Origin of the sequence: Catenulispora pinisilvae (assembly GCF_015356865.1) — a bacterium.
Lineage (GTDB): Bacteria > Actinomycetota > Actinomycetes > Streptomycetales > Catenulisporaceae > Catenulispora > Catenulispora pinisilvae.
Genome location: NZ_JAAFZA010000264.1, coordinates 1 through 13,397 on the forward strand (window position 1 = coordinate 1; position 13,397 = coordinate 13,397).

The window sequence follows — 13,397 nt, forward strand, 5'->3', positions numbered from 1 at the left end:
CGGCCGCCGTGGTCAGGTCGGCGGTTGTTCCGAGGGCGGCGGCCGTGAGGGCGCCGGTGCGCAGCAGCGCACGACGGGACAGGGGCATGATTCGGCTCCGGTGGGTAGAGCAGCCCTGATTCAACGATGTAATGCCTCATTCAGGCACCGGCGGGCTGAGTCGTCAAGACCCTGCCTTGAGCAGCCGGTGGCCGGCGACGTGGGAAAGGTGCAGCTCCGGGCCTTCGTCGAGGGCTGAGAAGGATCTTGCACCCGGCAACAAGAGGGTTGACACACCTCCCGCGGACATGCATGACTAGCGTTACATCGTTGGAATACGGCTCGACGGAATACGGCTCGACCGATAGCGCACAGGCACCATCGACGATTCCCCCCCCGTGACGAGGATGTGAAGACTCTCATGCGCCCGCGTGTAAGCACTCTGACCCGCCCGGCGATGGCCGCGGCCCTCGTCGCGGCCTGCCTGGCCGGCACCGCCGGCTGTGCCAAGTCGGCGTCCAAGGCCGCCGCCTCCAGCCCGACCTCGACCGGGACCGCGGCCCAGCAGGTGGTCGCCACCTCGGCCTCCGGCCCGGGCTGCACGTACCAGACCTACGGCGGCGGGGTGCCCAAGCTGAACCTCACCGACCCCTCGACGGTCGTCGGCTTCTCGCAGTCGGAGTCCACCAGCAACCCGTTCCGCTCCACCGAGACCGACTCGATCACCAACCAGGCCAAGTCGCTGGGGGTCAAGCTGATCCAGCGTAACGCCAACGCCGACGTGAACGCCCAGAACTCGCAGATCGAGGACATGATCGCGCAGGGCGCCAAGATCCTGATCGTGGCCCCGGAGAACTCCGACGGCCTGGGTCCGGCGCTGGCCGAGGCCAAGGCCAAGAAGATCCCGGTGCTGACCATCGACCGCACCGCCACCGGCACCGCGTGCGGCGACTTCATCGCCTTCATCGGGTCCAACTTCTACGGCCAGGCCCAGATCGCCGCCGACGACCTGGCGAGCGCCACCAACAGCCAGGCCAAGGTCGCGATCCTGTCCGGCACCCCGGGCAACGACGTCACCACCGACCGCACCAACGGGTTCCAGGACGAGCTCAAGGCCAAGTACCCGAACATGTCGGTGGTCAGCTCGCAGACCGGCAAGTTCGACCAGACCGACGGCCAGTCGGTGATGGCCCAGATGCTCCAGGCCAACCCCGGCATCAACGCGGTCTACGCCGAGAACGACGAGATGGCGCTGGGCGCGATCCAGGCGATCACCGCCGCCGGCAAGACCCCGGGCAAGGACATCAAGATCGTCTCGATCGACGGCACCCAGCAGTGCGTGCAGGACGTCGCCAGCGGTTCGATCTACGCCGACGTCGAGACCAACCCGCGCTTCGGCCCGCTGGCCTTCCAGTCCCTACAGGCCTTCTACGGCGGCTCCGGGGTGTCCAGCAAGGTGATCATCAAGGACAGCCACTTCACCCAGGACAACGCCAAGCAGGCCCTGGCCGCCGGCCAGGTCTACTGAGAGCGGCGGCGTCACAAGGAGGAACCGTGCCGACGAGTCCGGATGAACCGGACCCCTCCGCGCCGTCAGCAGTGGGAGCGCCCGCGGGCGCTCCCGCCGCGTTGGAGGCGCGCCGGGTGGTCAAGAGCTTCGGTGGCGTGCATGCTCTGCGCGCGGCGGACCTGCTGGTGCGCCCCGGCGAGGTGCACGCGCTGATGGGGGAGAACGGGGCCGGGAAGTCCACGCTGATCAAGCTGCTCACCGGCGTCTATCGGCCGGACGACGGCGTGATCGCCTTGCACGGGACCGAGCGCGACTTCCGCACTCCGCTGGAGGCGCAGACCGCCGGGATCTCCACGATCTACCAGGAAGTGAACCTGGTGCCGATGATGTCGGTGGCCCGGAACCTGTTCCTGGGCCGCGAGCCGCGTCGCTACGGTCTGGTCGACCTGCGCATGATGAACCGGCTGGCCGCGGAGATCCTGGAACGCTACGGCGTGCGCGTGGATGTCACCGCGCCAGTGCACTCCCTGGGTCTGGGCGCGCAGCAGATGGTCGCGCTGGCCCGGGCGGTCCGGACCGACGCCCGTGTGGTGATCATGGACGAGCCGACGTCCAGCCTGGAGCCGCGCGAGGTCCAGACCCTGTTCGACGTCATCAGGACCCTGCGGGATCAGGGTTCTGCGGTGGTCTTCGTGAGTCACCGGCTGGACGAGTTGTACGAGATCTGCGACCGGGTGACCGTCCTGCGCGACGGCCGGACCGTGCACAGCGGCGCGATGGCGGCCCTGCCGCGGATGGAGCTGATCTCGCTGATGCTGGGCCGGGACCTGGTCGCGGCACACGACGGCCGGGTGACGGCGTTCGCGCCGGACCGGTCGCAACGGCAGCCGGCGCCGGACGACGCGGCCCTGGCCGAACTGCTTCCGGCCGGGCGCCGGGGCCGGTGGGGCCGCCGGGCCGCCGGTCCCGGCGATCCGGGTTCGGGCACGACGGGTTCGGAGACGACGGGTTCCAGCACAAGGGACTCCGGCCGCGCGGCGCTGAGCGTCAGCGGCCTGACCGACCGGCACCGGCTGCGGGACGTCAGCCTGGACGTCGCCCCCGGCGAGGTCGTCGGCCTGGGCGGACTGCTCGGCGCCGGACGTAGCGAGACCGCGCAAGCCGTGCTCGGCGCGCATCCGGCGGCCGGCACGGTTTCCGTGGACGGCAAACGGATCCGGCGGCGCAATCCCCAGGCCGCGGTGCGGGCCGGGATCGCGATGCTGGCCGAGGACCGCAAGGCTGAGGGCGTCATCCCGGGCCTGTCGGTGCGGGAGAACATCGTGCTGGCGGCGCTGCCGCGGTTGTCGCGCGCCGGGATCGTCTCCACCGCGCGGCAGGACCGGATCGTCGAGTTCTTCATGAACCGCTTGCGGATCAAGGCTTCCGGGCCCGAGCAGAAGGTCCAGGACCTGTCCGGCGGCAACCAGCAGAAGGTGTTGCTGGCCCGCTGGATGTGTCTTAACCCCCGGGTGCTGCTGCTGGATGAGCCGACCCGCGGCATCGACGTCGGGGCCAAGGCCGAGGTGCAGGGGATCATCGACCAGCTGGCGGCCGAGGGCGTCGGCGTGCTGCTGATCTCCTCCGAACTGGACGAGCTGATCGAGGGCTCGGACCGGGTCGTGGTGCTGCGGACCGGCTCGGTCGTGGCGCGGCTGGACGGGGACGAGGTCACGGCGCCGAATCTGCTGGCGGCGCTGGCCGGAGAGGGCGCCGAGGGCGCTGAGGGCGCTGAGGATGCAGAGGCCGCGGCGCTCGGCGACGGATCCGAACTCGGCGAACCCGAAGCCAGCGAACCCGAAGCCAGCGAACCCGGGCGTGGCCAATCCGAATCCGGCGGACCCGAGCCCGGGGGAGCGGACGAGGGGGAGGGGAACGCATCGTGACCGCGACCGTGATCGAACCCGTGGACGGGGCCGGCACCCGCGAGCGGATCCTCGACCTCTCGCAGCGCTACGGCGTCTACGTGGCGCTGGCCGTCCTGATAGCCGTGGCGACCGCGCTGAACACCGACTTCATGTCGGTGTCCAACTGGCGGGTGCAGATGTTCCAGGCCGCGCCGACGGTGCTCGTCGCGCTCGGCATGGCGCTGGTGATCGGCACCGAGGGTGTGGACCTGTCGGTCGGCGCGACCATCGCGCTGGCCGCCTCGATCATCCCGCTCTACATCGGCTACGGCCCGGCGCCGGCGATCGTGCTGGCCCTGCTGCTCGGTGCGGCCTCCGGCCTGGTCGGCGGGTCGATGGTGGCCTTCGCCGGGGTGCAGCCGATCGTGGCCACGCTGTCGCTGATGATCGGCGTGCGCGGGCTGGCCGAACTGCTCAACGGCTCCTCCGCCAAGCCGGTGGCCGACTCCACGATCGCCGACCTCGGCGAGCACACCCTGGCCGGGATCCCGCTGATGGCCTGGATCGCGCTGGCCGCCACCGCGGTCGTCGCCTACACCGTGCGCCGCACCACCTTCGGCCGCCAGCTGGTGGCGATCGGCGACAACAAGCGGGCCAGTCTGCTGGCCGGGCTGCCGGTGCGCCGCGTGCTGGTGACCGTGTATGTCCTGTCCGGGGTCCTGGCCGCGCTGGCCGGCGTGCTGATCGTCGGGCACGGCGCCGAGGCCGACCCGGCGAATCAGGGGTTGAACATGGAACTGAGCGCGATCACCGCGGTGGTGGTCGGCGGCACGCCGCTGTCCGGCGGCCGGGTCCGGGTGGTCGGGACGGTGGCCGGCGCGATGTTCATGCAGCTGATCTCGGCGGTGCTGATCCAGCACAACGTGCCGACCTCCACCACGCAGATCGTCGAGGCCGTGCTGATCTGCCTGGCCGTCTACGTGTCCAGGGAACGGGGGACCCGATGAGCGTTCGGACGGCACAGGTTCCGGCCGCGCCGCGGCTCTCGCCCGAGGGGCTGCTGGAGACGCCGCGCGAGCGGTGGATCCGGCGCGCGGAGCGGCGCGGGCCGCTGGTGGTGCTGGTGGCGGTGTGCGCGGCGGCCACGATCGCCTCGCCCTCGGACGCGTCGTGGTCGGACGTCAGCAGCATCTTGGGCAACAACGCCTTCGTCTGGCTGCTGGCGCTCGGGATGACGTTCGTCATCACCACCGGCGGCATCGACTTGTCGGTGGGATCGCTGTATGCGCTGGGCGGAGTACTGGCCGCGCGAGGCTCCGCCAGCGGGCCGTGGCTGGCGATCCTGCTACCGCTGGTGGTGTGCGCGGCGTGGGGCGCGGTGCAAGGGATCCTGGTCGCGTATGGGGGAATGGCCCCCTTCATCGTGACGCTGGCCGGGTTGCTCGGCGCCCGAGGGCTGCTCCAGGCCCTGACGAATCAGGGCTCGACGACGTACCTGGTACCGGCCCATTCCTGGTTCCGCCATCTGGGCGCCGGGACCTGGGTACCGGTCGGCATCGTGGCGGCCCTGTTCGCGATCGGATGGGTCCTGATGGAACGCACCGGCTACGGCGCGACCCTGACCGCGATCGGCGGCAATCAGGACTCTGCTGTCCTGCTCGGCCTGCCGGTCGCGCGGGCGAAGGTGCTGGTCTACCTGCTGTCCGGCACCCTGGCCGGGGCGGCGGGCGCTTTGGGCGGCGCGCGGCTCGGCTCCGGGGTGACGACGATCGGCGTCGGTTATGAGCTGACCGCGATCGCGGCCGTGGTGATCGGCGGCACGCTGCTGACCGGCGGCTACGGCACGGTCGGCGGGACGGTGTGCGGGGTGCTGCTGCTGGCGGTGATCCACCACCTGATCGACAGGTATCTGTCGCAGTACGGCTCGGCGATGACGGACGCGGTGAACGGGGCGTTCCTGGCCGTGGTGGTGCTGGCGCAGGCGCTGCTCGAACGTTCGCGGCGGCGATGAGGCGGCGGCGAGAGGCGGCGACCATGAGGCAGCGGCGATGAGGCGCCGGCGATGAGGCGGCGATGAAGCGGCGCGGAGCCGGTCGGATCGGTCGGACCGACGGACCGCGACGGGCTTGCGAGCCGGGGTCGGCCCGGTCAGCCCCCGCTGCTCTCCCGCACGACCAACCGGTGCCCCGGCTGGATCAGCCGCCCGGGCTCGGCGTAGCCGTCCGCGATCCGCTGCAACAGCGCGTCCACCGCCGCCTCCGCGATCCCGGTCTTGTCCGGCGCCACGGTCGTCAGCGACGGGATCGCGTACTCGGCCTCCTCCACGTCGTCGAATCCGACCAGCGCGATGTCCTGCGGGACCCGCAGCCCGGCCTCGTGGATCGCCCGCAGTGCGCCCAGGGCCATCAGGTCGTTGAAGCAGAACACTGCGTCGGGCCGCTCCGGCAGCTTCAGCAGCCGGCGCATCGCGGCCGCGCCGTCGGGGCGGAAGTAGGCGCGGACCGGCGGGCACAGCGCCGGTTCGGCCGGCAGCCCGGCCGCCGTCAGCGCCTGCCGGTAGCCGGTCATGCGTTGCTGCGCGGTGGCGCGGGGGCTCGGGTCCTGCCAGCCGATCGCGGCTATCCGCTTACGCCCGGCGGCTATCAGGTGGTCCACCGCCTCGCGGGCCGCGCTCACGTTGTCGATGTGGACGTGGTCGCAGACCAGGCCGAGGTCGGCCTCGCCGAGCAGGACCAGCGGGATCTGGCGTTCGCGCGCGGCCAGTTCGTGCTGGTCCAGGCCCAGGGGGCTGAGGATGACGCCGTCGATCATCGGGTCGCCCAGACCGCTGGCGATGCGCAGTTCGGCGCGCGGGTCGCCGGCGGTGTCGTCCATCAGGACCGTGCAGCCGTGGCGGCGGGCTGCCGCGATGACCTCGACCGCCAGCTCCGCGAAGTACGGGGAGGGCAGTTCGGGGAAGGCCAGGGCGATCACGCCGCTGCGGCCGGTGCGCAGCTTGCGGGCCGCCACGTTGGGGTGGTAGCCCAGGGCGTCGATCGCGGCCTGGACCTTGGCCCGGGTCTCGGCGGCCACGTGCACCGTGCCGTTGACCACGTTGGACACCGTCTTCATCGAGACCCCGGCGGCCTCGGCGACGTCCTTCAGCCGCGGCGCGGACCCGGCGCCGTACATCCCGCCGGCCGTCCCGCCCGGCGCTTCCCCGGTCGCCCCACCCATCGTCGCCTCAGCGCTCCGTCCGTCGTGCGGGATCTGATGTGATCTGATGTCAGTGTTCCAACGTTAGAATAGCTCATTTCCTGACAATCGTCACAAGATTCTGATTCCGTACCGAGGAGCACCACCTTGCGATCTGACAGTTGGCGGCTGAACGACACCTCCGGCACCCAGGCCACGATCCTCGCCTACGGCGCGACCTTGAAGGAACTGAGCACCGCCGATCGAGACGGCCGGATGGCCAACGTCGTCCTCGGTTTCGACAACCTGGCCGCCTACCGGGAACACGGCTACTTCGGCTGCGTCGTCGGCCGCTACGCCAACCGTATCGCCGGCGGCGCCTTCACCCTGGACGGCCGCGACCACCGGCTGCCGCTCAACGACGGCCCGAGGCCCAACACCCTGCACGGCGGCGACCCGGGCTTCGGCGCGCGCCTGTGGACGGCGCCGGACGGCGTCACCGAAGTGGACGGCGGCACCTCGCTCACCCTGACCCGGGTCAGCCCCGACGGCGAGGAAGGCTTCCCCGGCGAGGTCACCGTCAGCATCCGCTACACCCTGGCCGCCGGCCGGCTCCGGCTCGACTACCGCGCCCAGAGCACCGCGCCGACCGTGCTGAACCTGTCCAACCACGCCCGCTTCAACCTCGCCGGCGAGGGCGCGGGCACGGTCCTGGACCACGAACTGGGCATCGCCGCCGACGATTACCTACCGGTCGACGCCGCGCTGATCCCGCTCGACGGCGCGGCCCCGGTCGACGGCACACCCTTCGACTTCCGCAAGCCGGCGGCCGTCGGCGCGCGCCTGGCCGACCCGCACCCGCAGCTCACCCTGGTCGGCGGGTACGACCACTGCTTCGTCCTGCGCGGCGGCCGCACCGCCGAGCCCCGCCCCGTCGTCGAACTGCACGACCCGGGCAGCGGCCGCACGATGCGCATCGCCACGACCGAGCCGGGCTTGCAGCTCTACCTGTCCTCCGAACTCGACGGCACGCTGACCGGTTCCGGGGGGCGCCGGTACCAGCGGTACGGGGGCATCGTGCTGGAGACCCAGCACTTCCCCGACTCGCCGCACCGGCCCGACTACCCCTCGACCGTGTTGTTGCCGGGGCAGGTGTTCGCCTCGACCACGATCCTGGAGTTCGACAACCGCCGGTGGGAGTGAAGCGGCGGAATATCCGCGGCCGTCAGGCGTTAAGCGGGTACGGCCCGATCATTCGCCGTCACATCGACTCCCGCGAAGAGCGCTAGGAGGGACATCATGAAGCCCGGAATCCACCCCGACTACCGGCCCGTCGTCTTCCGCGACCAGGCCGCGGGATACGCGTTTCTGAGCCGGTCCACCGCGACCAGCTCGCACACCGTCCAGTGGGAGGACGGCGAGACCTACCCGGTCATCGACGTCGAGGTCTCCTCGGCGAGCCACCCCTTCTACACCGGCAACAGCCGGGTGGTGGACACCGCTGGCCGCGTCGAGCGGTTCAACCGGCGTTACCAGCGTCCGAGCAAGGGCGAGTGAGTTAGCCAGGAGCCAGGTCAGGTAGCCCGGCGCGCCGGTCAGGCGTCCAAGCGCACCATGGCGATCGCCACGGGGACAGTCGTTCCCGTGGCGATCGCCATTTGCATTTATGGAAGCCCCTTATGGAAGCCCCTCAGCTGTCCAAGCGCAGCAGCTCGCGCCCGGCCCGGATCACCGTCTCGCGCACCTGCTGCGGATCGTCGAGCTCGGCGGCTGACAACGCGCCGTCGTGCAGCAGCACCAGGACGCGCCCCGCGTACTCCGGATCCGGGTGTCCGGCCTGTCCGGCGAGCTGCGTGACCGTGTCCTGGAACCAGGCGCGGTGCTCGGCGACGGCCGCCCGGATCGGGTCCTCGGGGTCCGGGTACTCGGCGGAGGCGTTGATGAAGTGGCAGCCGCGGAAGCCGGCGGAGCAGGTGACCTGGCCGATCAGTTCCAGCAGCGCGGTGGCGGCCTCCTGCGGGCTGCCCTTGTCGAGGGCGACGGCCACCGCGGCGCGCAGGTCGGCGTCGGTGGCCCGCAGGTAGGCCTCGACCAGGTTCTCCTTGGCCGGGAAGTGCCGGTAGAAGGTCGCCCGGGTGACGTTGGCCTCGGTGACGAGGCGATCGACCGGGACCGTGTGGATGCCCTCTGTGTAGAAGAGCGTGCGCGCGGTCTCCAACAGGCGGTCCCTGGGGCTCGGTGCGGAGTTCGGCATGTCTAGATCTTAGTGGAAAGAACGTTCTGTTGACGGGGTCCCGGCGGCCTGCGTAGAGTCGCACCAGCGTAGAGAACGAACGTTCTTTCCGCTGAGTGCGGCCATCAAGCCATCGAGAGGAACCCGACCTCATGTCTTCCCGCTTCACCACCTACTTGCAGCGCAACGAGACCTTCGCCGGCACCGACGCGAAGCTCCGCATCCCCGAGATCCCCTTCATCCCCTTCAAGCAGGTCTACCTGCTCACCTGCGTCGATCCCCGGGTCGAGCCGGCGGCGATCGCGGGAGTGGGGCTCGGCGAGGCCATCGTGGCCCGCAACATCGGCGGCCGGGTCACCGAGTCGGTGGTCAACGACCTGGCCTGGGTCTGCCACCTGCACGAGAACAAGACCCCGGACGCGGACTGGTTCGAGGTCGCGATCATCCACCACACCGACTGCGGCTCCGCGCTGTTCGCCGACCCGGAGCTGCGGCGGACTTTCGCCGAGCGCGGCGGGTACGACGAGCAGACCGCCTCCGCGATGGCGGTGCTCGACCCGGCGGCGACCGTGCGGCACGACATCGAGCTGCTGCGCCGGGCGCCGGTGCTGGCCGGGACCATCGACAAGCTCAAGATCGGCGGTTACGCCTACGACCTCAAGACCGGCGTGATCAGCACGGTCGTGGCTCCGGAGTGAGCTGACGCGTGGGTGGTTGAACCGGCGACGCTCTCGAACCCGGTGACTCTGTCGGTACCTCTCGGTAAGGTTCACTCATCGACAATGCTTATTACAGCGCTTACTACAGCGCTTATTGCCGGGAGGGGCCGTATGACTGCCGAGCTGATACACCGCTGGGCCGAGGGCTGGACCGTGTCGCGCGGGACCGCCGCTCCGGTCGCGACGCGGTGGGGGCTGCGGATCGAGGTGGGGGCCGAGAACCAGTTGCGGCGCCACGTCCTGCTGGATCCGCGGGAGCAGGGGGTGCGGGAGCTGGTCGCCTCGATCGCGGAGCCGCTGACGTGGATCAAGACCCACGTGGAGCCGGCCGAGCTGACGCCGTGGCTGCCGGCCGGCTGGGCCGAGGACGACCCGGGCTGGCTGATGGCTATCGACGTGGCGCCGGCGGAGGTCACTGTGCCGGACAGGTACCGGCTGACGTCGGAGTCGAAGGATGGTGTGACGTATGTCCGGATCCTGACGTCGGACGGGGATCTCGCGGCGCGCGGCCAGTACGGATACGTCGGGGACTACGGGACCGTGGACAAGATCTCGACCGAGCCCGCGCACCGGCGCCGCGGCCTCGGCTCGGTGGTGATGGACGCGTTGGCCAACGCCGCGTATGGATTGGGCGCGTCGACGAGCGTGCTCGGCGCGAGCGTGGAGGGGCGCGCGCTGTACGAGTCGTTGGGCTGGAAGGTGCACGCGCCGCTGGCGGGGTTCATCTTCAACGGGTAGCCGGACCAGGCGAGTTCTTCACCTGCGGCGACAATGGAAACCGATGTCGTTGCCATCTTTGCGTTATCACGCAAATGTGCGGTTCACTTCGGGTGTCAGCTTGTAGATTCCGGCCCAGGCGGAGGCGCAGTGCCTGAGCACGACCCGCACGACTCGCACGACCACGGCGAGCCCGGCGACCTCGGCGGGCCCGGCGAGCACGGCCACGACCAGGCCGGCGCCCCCGGCCACGCCGGCCACAGCCACGGCGTGGCCGTCGACGCCGACCGGCGCTGGCTGCTGATCGGCCTGGCGCTGATCCTCGGCTTCATGGCGGTCGAGGTCTCCATCGGCTTCGTGGCGCACTCGCTGGCCCTGATCTCCGACGCCGCCCACATGCTCACCGACGCCGCGTCGATCCTGTTGGCGCTGTTCGCGATGCGGCTGGCCGCCCGGCCGGCGCGCGGCGGCTACACCTTCGGCCTCAAGCGGGCCGAGATCTTGTCCGCGCAGGCCAACGGCGTCACGCTGCTGGTGCTGTCCGCGGTGCTGGCGTTCGAGGCGGTGCGGCGGCTGGTCAGCCCGCCGGCGGTGACCGGCGGCCTGGTGCTGGCCACGGCGCTGGTCGGGGTGGCCGTGAACATCGCCGCGGCCTGGTCGATCTCCAAGGCGAACCGGACCTCGCTGAACGTCGAGGGCGCCTTCCAGCACATCCTGACCGACCTGTACGGCTTCATCGCCACCGCGATCGCCGGCCTGGTGGTCCTGCTCACCGGCTTCGCCCGGGCCGACGCGATCGCCACCCTGGTGGTCGTGGCGCTGATGCTCAAGGCCGGCCTCGCCCTGGTGACCGCCGCCGGCCGGATCTTCCTGGAGGCCGCCCCGGCCGGCGTCGACCCGGACACGGTCGGCGACGAGATGGCCGCGGTCGAGCAGGTGATAGAGGTCCACGACCTGCACATCTGGGAGATCACCTCGGGCCAGGCGGCGCTGAGCGCCCACGTGCTGGTGGTGCCCGGCGGGGACTGCCACAAGGTGCGGCGCGTGCTGCAACGCAGGCTGCTCGCCGAGCACGGGATCAGCCACGCCACGCTCCAGGTCGACCACCTCGGCGAGGAGGACGACCACCAGCTGCTGCAGATCGCGCACAGTGCGCCGGGCCGGGAGCAGGGGCAGGGACAGGGGCACTGCGAGGATGCGCACGGGCCGGTGCACCGGACGGGGCCGCACGATCACTGAGGCGCTGCGGCACTGAGGCGCTGCGGCCAGGCGTGTTTCGCGATCGCTGAGCGCGGTGGCTGCGAGCGCCGGACTGCGCGGCTTGAGCTGGCTGAGCTCGGCTTGAGCTGTTCGGCCTGAGCTTGGCGGCTCGCGCTTGCTGAGCGCGGCGGCCGCGAGCGCCGGACTGCGGGGCTTGCGCTGTTCGACTTGCGCTTGGCTCGCTACTCGCACTTGCGCGTCTTGCTGCTGAATCCGTCAGCCGGCCTCGGCGCCGACCAGATCGCCGACGGCCACGGCCAGCTCAGCGCGGCGTGGCGGCCCGGAAACCCGATGCGTGATCCGGCCCGTGCCGTCGAGCACCAGCACTGTCGGCGTCCGCAGCACCGATAGGCGGCGCGCCAGGTCCAGCCGGTCCTCGGCGTCGATGTCCACGAACGCGACCGCGTGGTGGTCGGCGAGTTCGGTGAGGATCCGGCGCGTCGGGCCGCAGTACTGGCACACCTTCGAGGAGAACTGCACCAGTGTCGCCCTCGGGTCGAGCTCGATGCCCAGGTCCGCGGCGACCAACCGGTCGCTACCAGCCGCACCGGTACCCTCGCCACCCGCGCCGCCCACTTCGCGCACCGCGCCGTCGGTCCGCTTGCGCCACACCCCGAAGGCGGACGCCGCCGCCAGCACGGCCACCGCGGCCAGCACGCCGGTGATATCCATGCAGGACACAGTGCCGCCGTCTCGCGGGTTATTCCGCCCTTGTCCATTCGGCGAGACGTAGTTTTGCCGCCGGACCCGCCGACCTACCTTTGCCGTATGACGGAAACGCAGGTCACGCCGCCCGCCCGGGGTATCGACGTGCGCGGGCCGCGGTTCGGCGCGACGGTGACCACCGTCGTGCTGGTGGTGGTGCTGGCGACCGGGAGCGGCTGGCTGCTGGCGGCCCAGGCGCTGGTCTTCGCGATCGGTGCCGGTGCGGGACTGCGCCGCGCGCCTTACGGCCTGTTGTTCGCGCATCTGGTCCGGCCCCGTCTCGGCCCGCCGACCGCGTTCGAGGACGAGGCGCCGCCGCGGTTCGCGCAGGGCGTGGGGCTGGTGTTCGCGGTGGTCGGGGCCGTCGGCTATCTCGCCGGAGTGTCGGCTCTGGGCATCGCCGCGACCGCGCTGGCGCTGGCCGCTGCCTTCCTCAATGCGGCCTTCGGATACTGCCTGGGATGCGAGATGTATCTGGTGCTGGCCCGCCTGCGCAGACGCCCGGTCTGAACCCCCGATCCCCTTGCCCACGTTTGCAATGCGGCGACGGCTTCCCTAAGGTCCTGATCAAAGTCAGCGGCCTGCTCTTCTATACGGCTGTTGATTCGTGGGCCTCGTGTGGAACGAGCCGGTTTTGACCAAGGGGGGTTGATTCATGTCCACTCGTCCTCGCATCACGGTGCTGGCCGGTGCCGCGTTCGCCGCGGTGCTCCTCGCCGGTTGTTCGAGTTCGGGCTCCATCAGCGGCGGCGGGTCGCAGGGGTCTGCCGGCGGCGGCACGGGCGGCGTGCCGGGCAGTGCGTCGGGCAGTGCGCCGGCCGGCGCCACCGACAAGGGCTGCACCCAGGCGATGACGGCGATTCAGGACGCTGAGAAGGCCCAGAACAACCCCAACCCGCAGGACGCCCTCCAGCAGGCCACCACCGACATCGGCCAGATCCGTGGCGCGGCCTCCGTGACCAAGAAGCCCGGCGGCCAGGCGGCGATGAACAAGGTCGCCGACGACCTGCAGGCCATCGTGAACCAGGTCGCGGCCGGGCAGAAGCCGGACACGTCGCAGGCGTTGGACGACGGCCAGGAGGTCGTCCGGATCTGCGGGTAGCCCGGCCCGTCGTCGGAGGCGGTCGGCCGTGCGCCCGACCGCCCGACTCTGCCGAAGTCACTGACCGCCCGACCGCCCGACTTTGCCGAAATCGCTGACCGCCTAACCTCCC

The 13,397-nt window shown here is 70.8% G+C and carries 14 protein-coding genes; 11 read left to right on the plus strand and 3 right to left on the minus strand.

What is annotated here, in order from left to right:
• The first annotated feature begins 400 nt into the window (after positions 1–400).
• From IZR01_RS41820 to IZR01_RS41835, 4 genes are read left to right on the plus strand one after another with little or no spacing between them, the layout of a single operon-like run.
• Positions 401–1,507: an ABC transporter substrate-binding protein gene (locus IZR01_RS41820; RefSeq protein WP_194895708.1), complete on the plus strand. Its 1,107-nt coding sequence runs from the start codon at positions 401–403 to the stop codon at positions 1,505–1,507.
• Between the two features lie 26 nt (positions 1,508–1,533).
• A complete protein-coding gene (locus IZR01_RS41825; protein ID WP_194927063.1) occupies positions 1,534–3,414 on the plus strand; it encodes a sugar ABC transporter ATP-binding protein in 1,881 nt (626 codons plus the stop codon).
• On the plus strand, positions 3,411–4,382 hold the full coding sequence (locus tag IZR01_RS41830; protein WP_194895710.1) for an ABC transporter permease: 972 nt from the start codon (positions 3,411–3,413) through the stop codon (positions 4,380–4,382). Before IZR01_RS41825 ends, IZR01_RS41830 begins: the two co-directional genes overlap by 4 nt.
• Positions 4,379–5,386, plus strand: coding sequence for an ABC transporter permease (locus IZR01_RS41835; RefSeq protein ID WP_194927064.1), 1,008 nt, complete (start codon positions 4,379–4,381; stop codon positions 5,384–5,386). Before IZR01_RS41830 ends, IZR01_RS41835 begins: the two co-directional genes overlap by 4 nt.
• Before the next feature lie 137 nt (positions 5,387–5,523).
• On the opposite strand, the gene IZR01_RS41840 is transcribed toward IZR01_RS41835, so the two are convergent.
• Positions 5,524–6,546 carry a LacI family DNA-binding transcriptional regulator gene (locus IZR01_RS41840; protein WP_194895728.1) on the minus strand — a complete coding sequence of 341 codons (1,023 nt, stop codon included), beginning with the start codon at positions 6,544–6,546 and terminating at the stop codon, positions 5,524–5,526.
• Between the two features lie 171 nt (positions 6,547–6,717).
• Between IZR01_RS41840 and IZR01_RS41845 the strand changes: the two genes are divergently transcribed.
• Together IZR01_RS41845 and IZR01_RS41850 are read left to right on the plus strand one after the other, a co-directional pair.
• Positions 6,718–7,752 carry an aldose epimerase family protein gene (locus IZR01_RS41845; RefSeq protein ID WP_194927065.1) on the plus strand — a complete coding sequence of 345 codons (1,035 nt, stop codon included), beginning with the start codon at positions 6,718–6,720 and terminating at the stop codon, positions 7,750–7,752.
• 96 nt (positions 7,753–7,848) lie between these two features.
• Positions 7,849–8,106, plus strand: a complete 258-nt coding sequence (locus IZR01_RS41850) for a type B 50S ribosomal protein L31 (RefSeq protein WP_194927066.1) — start codon at positions 7,849–7,851, stop codon at positions 8,104–8,106.
• Positions 8,107–8,239: 133 nt separating this feature from the next.
• On the opposite strand, the gene IZR01_RS41855 is transcribed toward IZR01_RS41850, so the two are convergent.
• Positions 8,240–8,803: a TetR/AcrR family transcriptional regulator gene (locus tag IZR01_RS41855; RefSeq protein ID WP_194927067.1), complete on the minus strand. Its 564-nt coding sequence runs from the start codon at positions 8,801–8,803 to the stop codon at positions 8,240–8,242.
• A 131-nt stretch (positions 8,804–8,934) separates the two neighbouring features.
• On the opposite strand from IZR01_RS41855, the gene IZR01_RS41860 reads away from it, so the two are divergent.
• The 3 genes from IZR01_RS41860 (at position 8,935) to IZR01_RS41870 (ending at position 11,457) form a co-directional block, all read left to right on the plus strand.
• A complete protein-coding gene (locus tag IZR01_RS41860; RefSeq protein WP_194895715.1) occupies positions 8,935–9,480 on the plus strand; it encodes a carbonic anhydrase in 546 nt (181 codons plus the stop codon).
• 132 nt (positions 9,481–9,612) lie between these two features.
• Positions 9,613–10,239 (plus strand): GNAT family N-acetyltransferase, encoded by a 627-nt coding sequence (locus IZR01_RS41865; protein WP_194927068.1) that lies wholly within the window; start codon positions 9,613–9,615, stop codon positions 10,237–10,239.
• A gap of 129 nt (positions 10,240–10,368) precedes the next feature.
• On the plus strand, positions 10,369–11,457 hold the full coding sequence (locus tag IZR01_RS41870; RefSeq protein WP_194927069.1) for a cation diffusion facilitator family transporter: 1,089 nt from the start codon (positions 10,369–10,371) through the stop codon (positions 11,455–11,457).
• Between the two features lie 237 nt (positions 11,458–11,694).
• On the opposite strand, the gene IZR01_RS41875 is transcribed toward IZR01_RS41870, so the two are convergent.
• On the minus strand, positions 11,695–12,150 hold the full coding sequence (locus IZR01_RS41875) for a thioredoxin family protein (protein ID WP_194927070.1): 456 nt from the start codon (positions 12,148–12,150) through the stop codon (positions 11,695–11,697).
• 96 nt (positions 12,151–12,246) lie between these two features.
• On the opposite strand from IZR01_RS41875, the gene IZR01_RS41880 reads away from it, so the two are divergent.
• The gene (locus IZR01_RS41880; protein WP_194927071.1) at positions 12,247–12,693 is read left to right on the plus strand and encodes a DUF4395 domain-containing protein; all 447 of its coding nucleotides are present in this window, start codon (positions 12,247–12,249) and stop codon (positions 12,691–12,693) included.
• A gap of 145 nt (positions 12,694–12,838) precedes the next feature.
• Positions 12,839–13,285 carry a hypothetical protein gene (locus tag IZR01_RS41885; protein ID WP_194895720.1) on the plus strand — a complete coding sequence of 149 codons (447 nt, stop codon included), beginning with the start codon at positions 12,839–12,841 and terminating at the stop codon, positions 13,283–13,285.
• Positions 13,286–13,397: the final 112 nt, after the last annotated feature.